At 69.2% G+C, this 16,626-nt stretch carries 15 protein-coding genes; 10 read left to right on the top strand and 5 right to left on the bottom strand.

The genetic code is table 11. The annotated features are described in order from the left end of the window. Nucleotides 1-111 precede the first annotated feature (111 nt). The 3 genes from ABLE38_RS10810 to ABLE38_RS10800 form a co-directional block, all read right to left on the bottom strand. On the bottom strand, nt 112-2,409 hold the full coding sequence (locus ABLE38_RS10810) for a transglycosylase domain-containing protein (RefSeq protein WP_348974148.1): 2,298 nt from the start codon (nt 2,407-2,409) through the stop codon (nt 112-114). Nucleotides 2,410-2,478: 69 nt separating this feature from the next. Next, complete coding sequence (locus ABLE38_RS10805; RefSeq protein WP_348974147.1) at nt 2,479-4,065, bottom strand: serine hydrolase; 1,587 nt, start codon at nt 4,063-4,065, stop codon at nt 2,479-2,481. Nucleotides 4,066-4,249: 184 nt separating this feature from the next. Next, nucleotides 4,250-4,816: an HNH endonuclease gene (locus ABLE38_RS10800; RefSeq protein WP_348974146.1), complete on the bottom strand. Its 567-nt coding sequence runs from the start codon at nt 4,814-4,816 to the stop codon at nt 4,250-4,252. 98 nt (nt 4,817-4,914) lie between these two features. On the opposite strand from ABLE38_RS10800, the gene ABLE38_RS10795 reads away from it, so the two are divergent. The 6 genes from ABLE38_RS10795 (at nt 4,915) to egtD (ending at nt 10,072) form a co-directional block, all read left to right on the top strand. Then, nucleotides 4,915-5,892: a glutamyl-Q tRNA(Asp) synthetase gene (locus ABLE38_RS10795; protein ID WP_348974145.1), complete on the top strand. Its 978-nt coding sequence runs from the start codon at nt 4,915-4,917 to the stop codon at nt 5,890-5,892. Between the two features lie 9 nt (nt 5,893-5,901). After that, nucleotides 5,902-6,135 carry a twin transmembrane helix small protein gene (locus ABLE38_RS10790; RefSeq protein WP_348974144.1) on the top strand — a complete coding sequence of 78 codons (234 nt, stop codon included), beginning with the start codon at nt 5,902-5,904 and terminating at the stop codon, nt 6,133-6,135. Nucleotides 6,136-6,166: 31 nt separating this feature from the next. Continuing rightward, entirely contained in the window at nt 6,167-6,799 is a 633-nt protein-coding gene (locus ABLE38_RS10785) for a LysE family translocator (protein WP_348974143.1), read from the top strand. A 189-nt stretch (nt 6,800-6,988) separates the two neighbouring features. Beyond that, nucleotides 6,989-7,534: a cob(I)yrinic acid a,c-diamide adenosyltransferase gene (locus ABLE38_RS10780; protein WP_348974142.1), complete on the top strand. Its 546-nt coding sequence runs from the start codon at nt 6,989-6,991 to the stop codon at nt 7,532-7,534. 137 nt (nt 7,535-7,671) lie between these two features. Further along, entirely contained in the window at nt 7,672-8,964 is a 1,293-nt protein-coding gene (egtB, locus tag ABLE38_RS10775) for an ergothioneine biosynthesis protein EgtB (RefSeq protein WP_348974141.1), read from the top strand. 130 nt (nt 8,965-9,094) lie between these two features. Next, on the top strand, nt 9,095-10,072 hold the full coding sequence (gene egtD, locus ABLE38_RS10770) for an L-histidine N(alpha)-methyltransferase (RefSeq protein WP_348974140.1): 978 nt from the start codon (nt 9,095-9,097) through the stop codon (nt 10,070-10,072). Nucleotides 10,073-10,221: 149 nt separating this feature from the next. On the opposite strand, the gene ABLE38_RS10765 is transcribed toward egtD, so the two are convergent. Beyond that, nucleotides 10,222-10,899 carry a queuosine precursor transporter gene (locus tag ABLE38_RS10765; protein ID WP_348974139.1) on the bottom strand — a complete coding sequence of 226 codons (678 nt, stop codon included), beginning with the start codon at nt 10,897-10,899 and terminating at the stop codon, nt 10,222-10,224. A gap of 332 nt (nt 10,900-11,231) precedes the next feature. Between ABLE38_RS10765 and ABLE38_RS10760 the strand changes: the two genes are divergently transcribed. Next, on the top strand, nt 11,232-12,527 hold the full coding sequence (locus tag ABLE38_RS10760; protein WP_348974138.1) for a nucleoside transporter C-terminal domain-containing protein: 1,296 nt from the start codon (nt 11,232-11,234) through the stop codon (nt 12,525-12,527). Nucleotides 12,528-12,716: 189 nt separating this feature from the next. Next, nucleotides 12,717-13,607, top strand: a complete 891-nt coding sequence (locus ABLE38_RS10755; protein ID WP_348974137.1) for a PilZ domain-containing protein — start codon at nt 12,717-12,719, stop codon at nt 13,605-13,607. 4 nt (nt 13,608-13,611) lie between these two features. Here ABLE38_RS10755 and ABLE38_RS10750 read toward each other — a convergent pair whose 3' ends face one another. Next, a complete protein-coding gene (locus ABLE38_RS10750) occupies nt 13,612-14,481 on the bottom strand; it encodes a 3-hydroxyacyl-CoA dehydrogenase NAD-binding domain-containing protein (RefSeq protein ID WP_348974492.1) in 870 nt (289 codons plus the stop codon). Nucleotides 14,482-14,541: 60 nt separating this feature from the next. Between ABLE38_RS10750 and ABLE38_RS10745 the strand changes: the two genes are divergently transcribed. Together ABLE38_RS10745 and argB are read left to right on the top strand one after the other, a co-directional pair. Then, the gene (locus tag ABLE38_RS10745; RefSeq protein WP_348974136.1) at nt 14,542-15,531 is read left to right on the top strand and encodes a DUF1176 domain-containing protein; all 990 of its coding nucleotides are present in this window, start codon (nt 14,542-14,544) and stop codon (nt 15,529-15,531) included. 43 nt (nt 15,532-15,574) lie between these two features. After that, entirely contained in the window at nt 15,575-16,471 is an 897-nt protein-coding gene (argB, locus tag ABLE38_RS10740) for an acetylglutamate kinase (RefSeq protein ID WP_348974135.1), read from the top strand. Nucleotides 16,472-16,626 lie beyond the last annotated feature (155 nt).

Raw genomic sequence — 16,626 nt, 5'->3', positions numbered from 1 at the left:
AGCAATGGTGGAGGGGCCGGCGCATCGCGCCGGTAGCCCGGCGCGCCCCTCCACCACCGCCTTCGGCGGCGGTCCCCCTCCCCCAGACAAGCTGGGGGAGGATTTAAATGTTCACCGCTCCTCGCCGCGCCGGTCATCCGGCCGGAAGCGATCGACCGGCCCGTCGGGCGCCTGCTCGCGGCGCTGGCGGCGGTCGCCCGGCCGGTCGACCGGCGCTTCGCCCTGCTCGTCGGGATCGACGCCCTGCGGCACGACCTGCGTCTCGATGCCGCTGCCCTGGATGAAGTCGCCGACGCCGTTGATCACGTCGTCGAGCGTCACGTCATTGCCGTCGGGCTCCACCGTCGGCTCGGGCGGCGGGATGTGCAGGTCGAGCGCGCGGGTCATGAAGTCGCGCCACACCCGTGCCGGCAATCCGCTGCCCGACAGGCCCGGATTGGGCGAATTGTCGTCATTGCCCAGCCACACGCCGCAGACGATCCCGCCCGCATAGCCGATGAACAGCGCGTCGCGATTGTCCTGCGTCGTGCCGGTCTTGCCATAGGTCGGGATCGGCAGCGCCGCGCCGCGCCCGGTGCCGTCCTCCACCACGGTGCCGAGCAGGCTGCGCAGATCGTCGAGCTGGCGCCCGTTGAACCGCTCGGGCGCGCCCAGCCGCTTCGCCAGCCAGTCGCTCGCCGCCTCGTCGTCGGAAAGCCCCTGCGGCCGCACCGGATAGGAGCCGTTCGCCACCGCCGCATAGGCCGCGGTCAGCTCGAGCAGCGACACGGTCGAGGTGCCGAGCGCGATCGAGGCGTCGTCGCCGATCGGCGTCGAGATGCCGAGGTCGCGCGCCGCCTGGGTCACTGCGCGCACGCCGACCTTCTGGGTCAGCCGGGCCGCTACGACATTGGACGATTTGGCAAAGGCCTGGCGCAGCGTGATCCGCCCGGCATAGCTGCCATGCGAATTCTCGGGCTTCCAGTCGCCGATCTGCACCGGCGTGTCGTCGACCATCGTGTCCGGCGTCATCCCCGCGCGCAGCGCCGCGAGATAGACGAACAGCTTGAAGGTCGATCCCGGCTGGCGCCGCGCCTGGGTGGCGCGGTTGAACGGGCTCTCGCCATAGCTCTTGCCGCCGACCATCGCGACCACCCGGCCGTCGGGATGCATCGCGACGATCGCGATCTGCGACTTCTTGAGCCCGGCGCTGCGCACCGCGCGCTCGGCGGCCTGCTGCGCGCTCAGCTCGAGCGTCGTCTCCACCGTCTGCTCGGTGCCGACGCCGCCCGCGCGGTCGCGCGCCTGGGGCAGCACCCAGTCGGCGAAATAGGTGCCGTTGGGCAGGTCCTCGCTCGACTTGCTGACATGGAGCACCGCCGGGCGGATCGCGTCGCCGCGCGCCTTGCTGATCAGCCCGGCATCGACCATCGCGCCGATCACCAGCTTCTGCCGCTCGCGCGCGCCCTTCAAATTGCCCGTCGGCGCCAGCCGGCTCGGCGCCTGCACCAGCCCCGCCAGCAGCGTCGCCTGGCTCAGCGACAGATCCTCGGGCTCGGTGCTGAAATAGTGCCGCGCCGCTGCGCGCAGGCCGTACACATTGTCGCCGAAATAGACGTTGGAGAGATAGCGCGAGAGGATCTCCTCCTTGCTCAGCCAGGCTTCCAGCCAGAAGGCGATCAGCACTTCCTGCGCCTTGCGCCCGAAGGTGCGCTGCGAGTTGAGAAAGGCGTTCTTGGCGAGCTGCTGGGTGATCGTGCTGCCGCCCTGCGACCCGCCGCTCGAGCTGACATTGTGGACGAAGGCGCGCATGATGCCGCGCGGATCGACGCCCCAATGGCTGTAGAAGCGCCGGTCCTCGATCCCGACGAACGCGTCGCGGACATGCTTGGGCAATTTGGTCGCGTCGACCGGCTCGGCGATCACCGCGCCGCGCCGCGCGATCGGCTTGCCCTCGGCCGACAGCAACGTGATCGAGGGCGGCGCCGGCGGCTGCAGCGACTTGGAGAGCGGCGCGGTCAGCGCCAGCCAGCCGACCGCGAGGATGAACAGCAGGATGAAGCCGGCAATCGCCCAGCTGAAATAGCGCAGCCAGTTCCGCTTCCTGAGCACCACCGGCACGTTGCTGGTGTAGCCGCCGGCGGGCAGCGGCTCGCCATGGCCCGGCTGGATCGGCGGTGGCGGCGGCGCGGGCGGCGGGGGTGCGGCCCGGCGCGGCGCGAACTCGGGCGGCGGCATCCCTCCCGAAAGCTCGAGCGGCTCCTGCTTTTGCGGCCTTACCTTGCGCAGCGCCTCGCCCAGCGCATCGATCGAGGGCGGCCGCCACGCGCGCGGCTCGGGCTTCGGCGCCGGCGCTGGTGTCGTTTCGAAATCGTCGCTCGACCGGCGCAGCGGAAAGCGGACGTTCTTTGGATCGCCGCCGTCAGCCATGAGTCGATTCTGCCGCTCGCATGGCGTCCTTCTAGCGCAGCATCTGTATTACTACAATAATACAGTTGATTACGGCACCGGCACGAAGGCGAGGTGCTGATAGTCGTAGCTGAAGTCGGCGAGCGGCGAGAGCGGCTTCATCGTCATCCCCGCCACCTTGCCGCCCTTCACCTCGAAGCGCACCACCGCGTCCTCGCCGGCATCCTTGGCGAAGCGCGTGCGGAACGCGTCCGGCCCCCAGGGATCGAGCACGCTCTTGAACACCGGCGTCGGGGTGAAGTCGATCCACAGCTTGCCGCCCTTCTCGCTGACCACGACATCGCCGTACCAGGGATCGCGGTAGCGCCCGGCATAGGCGGCGAGCGGCAGCGACGGCGTGCCCGCCGGCGCCTTGTCGACCCCGCCCTCTACGCTGGCCAGCGCGTCGTCGGCGCCCGCCTTCATCCGCGTGCGATAGCTGCCGACCCAGTCGAACGCCGGCGCGTCGATCAGCCGGTCGAGGATCGCGTTGCGGATCGCCGAGGAGACCGGCTCCTCGACATTGCTCAGCACCGACACGCCGATCCCGCGCCCCGGCAGCAATCCGGTGTAGGTCACCTGCCCCGAAAGCCCGCCGCTGTGCTGGATCATCCTGAGCCCGCGATAATCCTGCACGAACCAGCCGAGCGCATAGGCCTGGAGGATCGGCCGCGCCGGATTGTCCGCGCTCGGCCCGTCGCTCGATGCGGTGATCGTCTGCGGCTTCCACATCTCGCGCGCCTGGTCCTTCGACCAGAGCTGCTTGCCGCCCGGCAGCGCGCCCTGCGCCAGCTGCGCCTGCAGCCACTTGGCCATGTCGCTGATGCTCGCATTGATCCCGCCCGCGGCGTCGACCATCGGGCCTTCGTCGGGCTGCACGACCTCGAGCTTGCCGATGCCGCGCACCGGCGGCCCCAGCCGCGCGTGCCGACCGGCGACATTGTCGGTCTTGAGCAGGCTGCGCGACGCCACCGCATCGTCCATCCCGAGCGGCGCGAACAGCCGCGTCGCGATGAACTGCGTCCAGGGCATGCCCGAGACGCGCTCGATCAGCAGCCCGGCGACGATGTAGAGGATGTTGTCATAGTCATAGCCCGCCCGGAAGCCGCGCGCGGGCTTGAGATAGGGCAGCGCCTTGAGCGCATCGGCGGCGACATGGCTGCCGGCCGGGAAGAACATCAGGTCGCCGGCGCCCAGGGGCAGCCCCGAGCGATGCACCAGCAGGTCGCGCACCGTCATCATCTGGGTGATCGCGGGATCGGACATGCGGAATTCGGGCAGGTGCTTCACCACCGGGTCTTCCCAGCCGAGCTTGCCGCCGTCGACGAGCAGCGCCAGCGCGGCGGCGGTGAAGGCCTTGGAATGCGAGGCGATGCCGAAGCGGGTGTGGACGTCGACCGGCGCGGGCTTGCCGAGCGTGCGCACGCCATAGCCCTTGACGAACGCCGGCGCCCCCGGCCGCACGATCGCCACCGCCAGCCCCGGCGTCTCGAACGCGGTCAGGAACGGCGTCACGATCGCATCGATCGCGGCTTCGTCGAGCTCGGCGGCGAAGGCGAGCCGCGGAAAGGCCAGCGCGGAGGCGCCGCCCAGCGAGAGAGCCAGCGCCGTGCGCCGGTCGATGGTGAAACCGCTCATGCTTGTTCCCCGAGAATCAGGTCGTTACGGGGAAGCTAGCGCCGCCAATCCCGATCGTCACCCCGGCCTTGTGCCGGGGCTCACCGGGAGGCAAGTCAAGGGCAAGCGGTTCTACCGGCATCGCGCGCGGCTTGGTGGCCCCCGGAACAAGTCCGGGGTGACGGGGAAGAGGGTACCCGGCCGCCTACGCCAGCAGCTCGACGTCCCAGTAGAGCCAGTCGCGCCAGGTTTCGTGGAGATAATTGGGCGGGAAGCGCTTGCCATGCTCCTGCAGGTGCCAGCTCGTCGGCCGGATCGGCTGGATGTGGAGCGGCATCGCGGCTTGCTGGGGGGTGCGCCCGCCCTTCTTGAGGTTGCACGGCGCGCAGGCAGTGGCGACATTCTCCCAGGTGGTGCGTCCGCCCTGGGCACGGGGAATGACATGGTCGAAGGTGAGGTCGCGATGCGTCCCGCAATATTGGCAGGAGAATTTGTCGCGAAGGAACAGGTTGAAGCGCGTGAAGGCGGGGAATTGCGAAGGTTTGACATATTGTTTGAGCGCGATGACCGAAGGAAGCTTCAGCCTCGCGCTGGGACTTCGCACTTCGCGTTCGTAATAGGAGACGACGTCCACCCGGTCGAGGAACAGCGCCTTGACCGCCGTCTGCCAGGGCCACACGCTCAGCGGATAGTAACTGAGCGGGGTGTAATCGGCGTTGAGCACAAGGGCAGGGCAGCCGTCCGGATGTCGGATCAGATCGGGATGATACATGCGCTCCCTCGCCCAAATCGTGGTGGCACGCATCTCGCCGAGAAGAGTGACGCAGTGATGACACCATATCCCGCGACTCGCGGTCAAGGGCCGTTCTGATGGTTGTCCACACGAGATTTGCGCCGAGCCCGACGGGGCGCCTCCACCTCGGCCATGCCTGGTCCGCGATCCAGGCGCACGACTTCGCCCGGGCGGCCGGGGGCACCTTCACTTTGCGCATCGAGGATATCGACGGCACCCGCTCGCGCCCCGAGCATGTCGCGGCGATCCTGCGCGATCTCGAATGGCTGGGCCTCGCCTGGGACGGGCCGGTGACCTTCCAGTCGCAGCGCCTCGGCCTGTACGAGGATGCGCTCGCCCGCCTGCGTGCGATGGGCCTGCTCTACCCCTGTTTCTGCACCCGCGCCGACATTGCCGCCAGCGCCTCGGCCCCGCACGGCCCCGAGGGCGCGCTCTATCCGGGCACCTGCCGCGGGCTCGCCGCGCCGGACCCGAGCAAGCCGCATTGCTGGCGGCTGGATGTGGCGCGGGCCATCCAATTCCTCCCCCAGCTCGCTGGGGGAGGGGGACCATCGCGAAGCGATGGTGGAGGGGCCGCCGCGGCACGCGGCGGTGAACCGCCGCGCCCCTGCACCACCGGCTTCGCCGGCGGTCCCCCTCCCCGAGGCAAGCTCGGGGAGGAATTATTGTCCTGGCACGACGCCTTCGCCGGCCGCGTCCGCGCCGATCCCGCCTCCGCCGGCGACGTCGTCCTCGCCCGCAAGGACGCACCCGCCAGCTACCACCTCGCCGTCACTATCGACGACGCCGCGCAGGGCATCAGCCATGTCGTCCGCGGCGTCGACCTGTTCGCCGCCACCCATGTCCACCGGCTGCTCCAGGCGCTGCTCGGCCTGCCGACGCCCGACTATCGCCACCACCCGCTCCTCCTCGGCCCCGACGGCCAGCGCCTCGCCAAGCGCCACGGCGCGCCCAGCCTCGAGGCGATGCGCCTCGCCGGTGCCGACGGACCCGCGCTCGCCGCCCAGTTGCGCGCAGGACAACTGCCGGTTGGCATCGCGCCCGCGCAGGTTTAGGGTCGGCGCATGATCTTCCTCGCCTTCCTCCTGCTCGCTGCCATGGGCGCCACGCTGTTCATCCTGATCAAAGGGCTGGTAAACATGGCGGGCACCACCAGCCAGGAGCTGGAGAGCCAGGGCGACGGGCCCAGCCCGCGCGCGCTCAAGTCGCAAAAGCTGATGCAGCAGCGCATCCTGTTCCAGGCGATCGCGATCGGCATCATCGCGCTCATCCTGGTGATGGTCTCGGCCAAGGGCTGAGCCCTCCCGCGCTCCCGCCAAGGCACCCGCAATGACGCTCCAGACCTGGTGGCTGTTCGTCGCCGCCGTGTTCCTGCTCTCGGGAACCCCCGGCCCCAACATGCTCCACATCCTGTCGCGCAGCGTCGATTTCGGCGTGCGGCGCACGGTGCTGGCAATGGCGGGCTGCCTGGCCGGGCTGGTGACGATCCTCGCGGCCTCCGCCGCCGGGCTCACCGCGCTGCTGCTTGCCATCCCCGGCGCGTTCGAAGTGCTGCGCTGGCTCGGCACCGCCTATCTCGTCTGGCTCGGCATCAAGGCCTGGCGCGCCGACCCCACCCCGCTCGACCCGGGCGACGACCAGGCGCTCGACCGGCGCCTCACCCCCGCCCAGCTGTTCCGCGCCGGCTATGCGATCAGCATCTCCAATCCCAAGGCCCTGCTCTTCGCCGCCGCCTTCTTCCCGCAATTCGTCAGCGCCGCCGCGCCCAAGCCGCCGCAATTCGCGATCCTCGTGCTCACCTTCGCGGTGATCGAATGCTTCTGGTACATGGTCTATGCGCTGGGCGGCCGCGGCCTCGCCCGGCACCTGGCCAAGCCCGCGCTCAAGAAGGGGTTCAACCGGCTGACCGGCACGATCTTCATCGGCTTCGGCCTGCTCCTCCTGCGCTCGCGCCACGCCTGATCGCCAATTCCTCCCCCAGCTTGCTGGGGGAGGGGGACCGCCGGCGCAGCCGGTGGTGGAGGGGCGCGCCGGGCACCGGCGCACCCGCGCCGGCCCCTCCACCATTCGCTGCGCGAATGGTCCCCCTCCCCGAGACAAGCTCGGGGAGGATTTGAGTAGCCAGCCTCGCAAGCGTAGAGTCCCCGCACCATGGTCAAGCTCAACAAGATCTACACCCGCACCGGCGACAACGGCACCACCGGCCTGGTCGACGGCTCGCGCGTCTCCAAGGCGAGCCCCCTGATGGCCGCGATCGGCGATGTCGACGAGGCGAACTGCGCGATCGGCGTCGCGCGCGCGACGCTCGGGCCGCACGCCTTCGGCGGCATGCTCGCGCATATCCAGAACGACCTGTTCGACCTCGGCGCCGATCTCGCCACGCCCGAGGGGATCGAGGGCGCGCTGCGCATCACCGCGCCCCAGGTCGCCTGGCTCGAGGAGCGGATCGACCATATCAACTCGGCGCTCGAGCCGCTGACCAGCTTCGTGCTCCCGGCCGGCGCCCCCGGCGCGCCGCAGCTCCATCTCGCCCGCGCCGTCACCCGCCGGGCCGAGCGCATGGCGGTCGCCGCCGGGGCCGGCCCGCAACCGCTCGCCTATCTCAACCGCCTGTCCGACCTGCTGTTCGTCGCCGCCCGCGCGGTGAACCAGAACGAAGCAGGCGACGTGCTCTGGGTCCCCGGCGCCTCGCGCTGAACCCGCTGTTTTCGCTCGCTTGTTCGCGCATGCGCTGAACAATGCGGCCGCCTTGGCGTTTCACGTCTACCGGGGGCATTTCGGACACCTATATCTCCTCGGTTGACGGCGATCGCGCGCGGGGCTAGGAGAACATAATGCGAACGGAAACGGGATCCGCTCCGGCTTCCAGCGCGCTTGCCGCGACCTTCGCGCGCACCCGCGCGCTCAGCGAAGCGCTGGTCCGCCCGCTCTCCGATGCCGATGCCACGATCCAGTCGATGGACGACGCCTCGCCGGCGAAATGGCACCTCGCCCACACCACCTGGTTCTTCGAGACCTTCGTACTGCGCGACCATGTCCCGGACTATGCGCGGTTCGACGAGCGCTGGCCGTTCCTGTTCAACAGCTATTACGAGGCCGAGGGCCAGCGCCATGCGCGCGCGCGCCGCGGCATGCTCGCGCGCCCCAGCCTGGCCGAGATCCTCGCCTATCGCGCGCATGTCACCGCCGCGCTGGTCGATGCGCTGCCCGACCTGCCCGACGCCGCCCGCAGCCTCGTCCTGCTCGGCTGCAACCATGAGGAGCAGCACCAGGAGCTCCTCCTCACCGACATCCTCCACCATTTCTCGGTCAACCCGCTCGAGCCGGCGGTATGGCAGGGCGCGCCCAAGGTCCCCGTCGCGATGCCCGGCCCGATCGGCTGGATCACGGGAGCGACGGGGCTCGTGCACGTTGGCGAGTCAACCGATTCAACGAATCGCTCAACCAATCGGTTGAACGACGGCTTCTTCTTCGACTGCGAAGGCCCCCGCCACCAGGCGCTGCTCACCCCGCATGCCATCGCCGACCGCACCGTCACCAATGGCGAATGGGCGGCCTTCATTGCCGATGGCGGCTACCGGGAGCCGCGCCACTGGCTGTCGGACGGCTGGGCCTGGGTGCGGTCCGAGGGGATCGAGGCGCCGCTCTACTGGCGCCAGGAGCGCGGCGCCTGGACGCGCTTCGGGCTCGACGGCCGCCGCCCGGTCGATCCCGCCGCGGCGGTCACCCATGTCAGCCTGTTCGAAGCCGATGCCTATGCCAGCTGGGCCGGCGCGCGCCTGCCCACCGAGTTCGAATGGGAAGCCGCCGCTGCAGCCTTCGACGCGAATGGCGGCAACCAGCTCGACGCCGCCGGCCCGGTCGAGCCGCGGCCCTCGGCGGAGGGCCCGGCCTTCTTCGGCGATGTCTGGGAATGGACCGGCAGCGCCTTCCGCCCCTATCCCGGCTTCAAGGCGGCCGAGGGCGCGGTCGGCGAATATAACGGCAAGTTCATGAGCGGGCAGTTCGTGCTGCGCGGCAGCTCCTGCGCCACGCCGCGGGGCCACAGCCGGGCCAGCTACCGCAACTTCTTCTATCCGCACCAGCGCTGGCAATTCACCGGCGTGCGCCTGGCGAAGGATCTATGACCCCCTTCGTCACCCCCTTTTCCCTCACCCCGGCGAAAGCCGGGGCCCAGGAGCCACAGGCGATGTCGTTTGGGGCTCTGGCTCCCGGCTTTCGCCGGGATGACGAAGCTCTCAGAAAGGCCGGCCAAGCATGCTGAAACAGGAACTCGAAGACGGCCAGGCCAGCCTTGCCGATCCGCATTTCCGCGCCGATGTGCTGAGCGGCCTCGCCGCGCGGCCCCGCGCCATCCCCGCCCGCTGGTTCTACGATCGCCGCGGCTCCGAGCTGTTCGAGGAGATCACCCAGCTCCCCGAATATTACCCCACCCGCACCGAGACCGAACTGCTCCGCCGGACCGGCCCCGAGCTCGGCGCGCTGGCCGCCCGCGGCGCGGCGGTGGTCGAGTTCGGCTCGGGCTCCTCGGTCAAGACGCCGCTGCTGCTCGGCGCCATCGATCCCGCCGCCTATGTGCCGATCGACATCTCCGGCGATTTCCTCCGCCAGTCCGCCGCCGAGCTCGGCCAGGCCTTTCCGGGGCTGCCGGTCTATCCGGTCGAGGCCAATTTCCTCCGCCCGGTGCCGCTGCCCGAGCAGGTGGCCGGCATGCCCAAGCTCGGCTTCTTCCCCGGCTCGACGATCGGCAACATGCAGGCCTTCCACGCGGTCAACCTGCTGCGGGCGATGCGCGACTGGCTGGGCGAGGGCGCGCGGCTGCTGATCGGGATGGACCGGGTCAAGTCACCCGACATACTCGTGCCCGCCTATGACGATGCCCAGGGCATCACCGCGGCGTTCAACCTCAACCTGCTCGAGCGGATCAACCGCGAGCTCGACGGCTCGATCCCGGTCGAGGCGTTCCGCCACGTCGCGGTCTGGAACGACGATGCCGCGCGGATCGAGATGCATCTCGAGGCGGTGCGCGACATGGAGTTCATCGTCGACGGGCGCAGCTTCGAGATGGCGGCCGGCGAGACGATCCACACCGAGAACAGCCACAAGTATGGCCGCAACGGCGCCCGCATGCTGCTGCGCGCCGGCGGCTGGACCCCGATCCGCGAATGGACCGACGAGAATGACTGGTTCGCCCTGATCCTCTGCGAAGCCCAGCCGCTAAGAGTGGCGCCCTAACCCAAAAAAATCCTCCCCCGGAGGGGGAGGGGGACCAGCAAGCTGGTGGAGGGGGCTTGCCGCAAGCGACACAGCCCGTGGCGTTCCCTCTCCCCCACCGCCTTCGGCGGCGGTCCCCCTCTCCCTCCGGGAGAGGATTAAGAGACAGTTCAATTCAGTCCGCGCCGCCCGTCCAGTGCCCGGCCCAGCGCGACGAACAGGTAGATCGCCGCCGGCACCAGCACGATGCTCAGCACCACCTTGCTCAGCATCTGGCCGACCAGCAGCTCGCCGATCGGGAACACGCCGTAAAAGGCGACGGTGACGAAGATCAGCGTGTCGGCGATCTGGCTGAGCACCGAGGAGATCGCGGCGCGCAGCCACAGCAGTCGCCCGCCGCCGCTCTTCAGCGCCGAGAAGATGGTGACATTGAGGATCTGCGAGATGCCATAGGCGATGATGCCGCCCAGCCAGATGCGCGGCGTGCCGCTCATCATCAGGTCGAAGGCCTGGAGCCGGTCCGGCGCCATGCTCGGCGAGGCCGGCAGCTGCAGCACGAGGAAGGAGAGCAGCACCGAGGTAACCAGCGGCACGAAGCCGAACAGCACCAGCCGGCGCGCCGTGTCGGGCCCGTGCAGCTCGGCGACGGCGCTCGAGACCGAGACGAGCAGCAGGAAGGCGAAGATGCCGGCTTCGACGGCGAGCGGGCCGACGCCCACCCAGGTGCCGATCTCGGAGATCGGCCCGAGCGCGACCTGCTTGTTGCCGAGCACGCCGGCAATGCAGACCATGCCGCCATAGAAGATCGACAGGAAAAAGAGCGAACGCGGGATGCGAATGGTGTCCATCCGCGGACGCTAGCGAGAAATGCCCGTGCTGCAAGCCCTGCGCCCGGCCAGGGCAATTCCGGCTTGACATTGTTCTTCATTTGTTCTATAGCGCCCTTGAAGCTTCGCGAAACCCTGTCCTGCCATCCCCTGCCCGGCTGTCCCTGCCGGTCGGGCCCGCGAAGCGTTCGCCCGCGCGTGCGTGGGCGGGCGATCGTGCGCGAGACGTCGGGGCCTTTGTGACTTTCCGCCGCGCGGGGCTTCTGCGGGGAACGGAGTCGGCTGCCTCTGGCCTTGCGGTTTCGAGCGTGTATGCTGAGAGGCTTGGGCGTTTGCCTTGGGGGTATGGGCAGTTGAATCAGTTTCCGATCGGCATCTTCGGCGTGGTTGCGATCCTGGCGATCGCCTTCCTGTTCTCGTCGAACAAGCGTGCGATCAATCTGCGCGTCGTCGGCGCGGCCTTCGTCCTCCAGGCGGGAATCGCTGCGCTGGTGCTGCGCACGAGCTGGGGCCAGGCGGCGCTGCACGGCCTGTCGAACGGCGTCTCGGCGCTGCTCGGCTATGCCGGCGCGGGCACCAGCTTCCTGTTCGGCCCGCTCGCCAAGCCCGAGCTCGGCGGCAACAGCTTCGCGATCGCGGCGCTGCCGGTGATCATCTTCTTCGCCGCGCTCGTCTCGATCCTCTATCACCTCGGCATCATGCAGTTCGTGATCCGCTGGATCGGCGGCACGATCGAGAAGGTCGTCGGCACCACCAAGGTCGAATCGCTCTGCGCGGCCGCGAACATCTTCGTCGGCCAGAGCGAATCGCCGCTCGTCATCCGTCCCTATCTCGCGCGGCTCACCCCGCCGCAGCTGTTCGCGGTGATGACCGTCGGCATGTCGGGCGTCGCCGGCACGATCCTCGCCGCCTATGCCAGCCTGCTCGGCCCGAGCGCGCTGCCGCACCTGCTCGCCGCCTCGTTCATGGCCGCGCCGGGCGGCCTGCTGATGGCCAAGATCATCATGCCCGACACACCGGCGAAGCAGGGCGAGCTGCCGCTCGGCGACGATGCCGAGGACGAGGCGATCAAGATCGCCGAGCATGATGTCGAGGAAGAGCGCGCCGCCAATCTGATCATGGCCGCCGCGTCGGGCGCGTCGACCGGCGTGAAGATCGCCGTCGCCGTCGGCGCGATGGTCCTCGCCTTTGTCGCGCTGGTCGCGCTCGCCAACGGGCTGCTCGCCGGTGCCGGCAACTGGGTTTACGAGCTGAGCGGTCATGCCGCCTGGGCCGGGTTCCTCCAGGATCTCAGCTTCCAGAAGATCATCGGCACGATCTTCGCGCCGGTGATGTACCTGCTCGGCATCTCCTGGCACGAGGCGACGGCGGCCGGCGGACTGTTCGGCACCAAGGTCGTGCTCAACGAGTTCGTCGCGTTCATCCAGCTGGGCGGCATGGCGGACCTCGCGCCGCGCACCCGCGCGATCATCACCTTCGCGCTGTGTGGCTTTGCCAATTTCAGCTCGATCGCGATCCAGATGGCGGCGACCGGCAGCCTCGCGCCCAACCAGCGGCCGATGATCGCCAGGCTCGGCCTGCGCGCGCTGCTCGCCGGCAGCCTGGCGAACCTGATGAGCGCGGCGCTGGCGGGATTGTTGCTGCCCTGAGCCGCGTTAACTTTTTGGATACGCGGCGCGGATAGAATCGGTTCAAATCGGCTGGACCGACGCTGCGCCGGGGGGCGCGCCGGACCTGCTATAACAATCACCATCAGATGGAGAGCGGGTCGCGCGCCATCCAGCTTCGTACCAGCGGGGCAGATGTGCGTTCTCCAGGTTCAGCAACCGGAGTGACGCGTGACCAATTTCATCGCCACCGGACCGGACGCTCGTCCGCTTCGCATCCTGCGACGACCGCCGCCGACCCCCGGCGAGGAAGCGCTCTGCCGCGTGCAGGAGTGCCTCGCCCTCGCCTTCCAGCCGGTCGGTGCCGCCGACCGGTCGCCCGCCACCCGGCGCGCCGCACATTTGCCGCGCCTGGTCGCTCCTTCGAAACGCCCGGGAAACGAGACGGACGCATATCTGCGGCGGGTCACCAAAAACGAACCGTCGGAGGACGACATCCGCACCGAAATCTCCTTCCAGCCCGAAGTGCCGACTATGGAACGCCGCAGCGACGATCGTTCGAAGATCTCGGTCTACCGCTCCGCGATGCTGCGCTGGAGCGACTATGAGGCGCTGTGCCTGATCCGCAACATCTCGCCGGGCGGGCTGATGGGCAAGCTCCATACCAGCTTGCCGCCCGACGAGCCGGTGACGGTGGAGATCCGCTCGGGCAACCACATCGCGGGCCGCATCGCCTGGGCGGCGGACGGCATGGTCGGCGTCCAGTTCGACGAGAAGATCGACGTGCTCGAAGTGCTCCACGCGCCCATCCATGGCGACCCGGGCCTCACCCAGCGGATGCCGCGGCTGCGCGTCGCCTGCCCGGTAGGCCTGGTCGCCGAGGGCATGCGGGTGAACGTCCCGCTCGTCGACGTGTCGCAGGGCGGGGTGAAGATCGAGGCAGACTTCCTTCGCGAAGGCGACGACGTCACCGTCAGCGTCCGCGGGCTCGATCCGCATCGCGGCGTGGTGCGCTGGGTGCGCGACGGCCGGGCGGGCATCGCCTTCCTCACCGCCATTCCGTTCGACACGCTCGCCAAATGGGCGCTCGACCGCCAGGCGGAGCTGGCGGCCAAGGTCTGACCCCTCAGCGCGTCGGCACGGGCTCGGCGCCGGTATAGTCGTAGAAGCCGCGCTTGGTCTTGCGGCCATACCAGCCGGCCTCGACATATTTCACCAGCAACGGCGCGGGGCGGAACTTGGGATCGCCGGTGCCCTCGAACAGCACGCGGGTGATCTCGAGGCAGGTATCGAGCCCGATGAAGTCGGCCAGCGTGAACGGCCCCATCGGATGGTTGAGGCCGAGCTGGCAAGCGGCGTCGATGTCCGGGATCGTCGCCACGCCCTCGCCCAGCGCGAAGCAGGCCTCGTTGAGCATCGGCATCAGCACCCGGTTGACGATGAAGCCGGGCGCATCATTGGCGTGGACGATGCGCTTGCCGAGCGACTGGCCGAATTTCTCGACCGTAGCCACCGTGGCGTCCGACGTGGCAAGGCCGCGGATCAGCTCGATCAGGCCCATCACCGGCACCGGATTGAAGAAGTGCACCCCGACGAAGCGAGCGGGATCCGGCGCGGCCTGGGCCAGGCGAGTGATCGGGATCGACGAGGTGTTGCTCGCCAGGATCGCGTCGGCGCCGAGCACCTTGCCGACGCTCTCGAAGATCTGGCGCTTGATCGCTTCCCGCTCGGTCGCCGCCTCGATCACCAGGTCGCAGGGCGCAAACGCATCGGTGCCGCCGACGCAGGTGATGCGGCCGAGCGCCGCTTCGGCGTCGGCGGCGGCGATCTTCTCCTTCTCGACCGCGCGGGCCAGCTGCTTGGCGATGCCCGCCTTGCCCGCCTCGGCACGCGCCTGGTCGACGTCCGAAAGCAGCACGGCGTAGCCCGCCTGGGCCGAAACCTGCGCAATCCCCGCACCCATCTGCCCCGCACCGATCACGCCAGCCGTCTTCATCACGCCATCTCCTTTGCGCCGCTCCTATCGATTCGGATTCGGATCGGCTAGGCTTGCCGCATGCTGCTGCTCGCCTTCCTTCTCGTCGCCCAGGCCGCACAAGACGGCCCCGAGAAACTCTATGGCGACTGGGTGGTCGCCTGCGACAATCTGCACGGCTGCGAGATGACCTCGCTCCAGCCGGGCGACCAGCCAGTGCCCGAGGACGATTCGGCCTGGGACGCCGGCATGTCGCTCAGCCGCGATGCCGGCCCGGCGGGCGGCTTCACCGTCGAAGTCTGGGCACCGCGCAAGCTGAGCGGCAAGGCTGTGCTCAAGATCGACGATGCCGTGATCGCCACCGGCGCCGCGGACGCGGAAAACGTGACCTTCAAGGGTGCGGACGCCGCGAAGATCGCCGCCGCCATGCCCAACGGCAAGCAACTCGCGCTCCTCGACGGCAGCGGTGTCGCCGCGCGCATCTCGCTCGCCGGCTCCTCTGCATCGCTGCGCCATATCGACGCCAATCAGGGCCGCGCCGGCACGGTGACGGCGGCGGTGGCCAAGGGTACCAGGCCCGCCGGAACGGTGCCCGCGGCAGCCGCGCCCGAGAAGATCGCTGCGATCCGCCCCTCGGGCACCGCCGCCAGCGTCCCCAAGGCGATGCGCGCTGCCCTCGAGAAGCAGAGCGACTGCGACGGGCTCTATGACGGCGCCGAGACCGTGCCCGATGTCGAGACCCATGCGCTGGGCGGCGGCAAGACGCTGGCGCTGATCCCGTGCGGCGCCGGCGCCTATAATTTCAGCACCGTCGCCTTCGTGCTCGCGGGTGGCAAGGCGGTCCGCGCCCGGTTCGACGACGGCAATGACGGAATGCTGGTCAATGCGAGCTTCGACAAGGGCGAGCTGGCGACCTACGACAAGGGGCGCGGCATCGGCGATTGCGGCGAGGCGCAGACCTATGTCTGGGACGGCACCCGCTTCCGCCTGACCGAAGCGCGCGCGATGAGCGAATGCCGCGGCTCGACCAACTGGCTGACCACCTTCCGCGCCACCGCAGTGTTTCGCTGAGGCGAAAGTTGCGGGAGCGGGCCACCGGCCCTATGGGGCCGACATGACCAACGCCCCCGATCCCGCGCTGCTTGCCAAGGCCGAAACGCTCACCGAGGCGCTGCCCTATCTGCAGCGCTACGCCGGCGCGACCTTCGTGGTGAAATATGGCGGCCACGCGATGGGCGATCCCGAGCTGCAGCGCGACTTCGCCGAGGACGTGGTGCTGCTCAAGGCGGTGGGCATCAATCCGATCGTCGTCCATGGCGGGGGTCCGCAGATCGGCGCGATGCTCAAGCGGCTGGGCGTCGAATCGAGCTTCGTCGGCGGCCTGCGCGTCACCGACGCCGAGACCGCGAAAATCGCCGAGATGGTCCTGGCCGGATCGATCAACAAGGAGATCGTCAGCTGGATCGGCGCGGCGGGCGGCCGGGCCGTGGGCATCTCCGGCAAGGACGCCGGGCTGGTCACCGCCGAGAAGGTGACCGGGCGCGCGGCCGATCCGCTCCAGGGCATCGAGCGCCATGTCGACCTGGGCTTTGTCGGCGAGCCGGTGGGCGTGAACCCGGCGATCCTGCATTCGCTGGCGGCGCAGGACTTCATTCCCGTGGTCGCGCCGATCGCGCTGGGCGCGGACGGCCACACCTACAACATCAACGCCGATACCATGGCCGGCGCGATCGCGGCGGCGAGCGGCGCCTCGCGCTTCTTCCTGCTGACCGACGTCGCCGGGGTGCTCGACAAGTCGGGCGCGCTGGTGACCGACCTCAACCCGGCCAAGATCGCCGAGCTCAAGGCCGACGGCACGATCAAGGGCGGGATGATCCCCAAGGTCGATACCTGCGTTCACGCCGTCGAGCAGGGTGTCGACGCGGCAGTGATCCTCGACGGGCGCATCCCGCATGCGATGCTGCTCGAGATCTTCACGCGGCGCGGCGCAGGCACGCTCGTCCACGCCTGATCCAACAGCGCCGGGCTTCGCGACTCGGCAAAGTCCACGAAGCACACGCCAAGAGCCGGTTTCCGCGGCGCTTGGGTTGACTCTATTCCCGCGAACGCGCCGCATCTCGCAACTTCCTTGCGGGCGCGGGATCCTATATTTCCAACATTCTCAAG

Origin of the sequence: Sphingomonas sp. KR3-1 (genome assembly GCF_040049295.1) — a bacterium.
Lineage (GTDB): Bacteria > Pseudomonadota > Alphaproteobacteria > Sphingomonadales > Sphingomonadaceae > Sphingomonas.
Note: the sequence above shows the minus strand (reverse complement) of the source record. Positions and strands in the feature narration are given on the sequence as shown.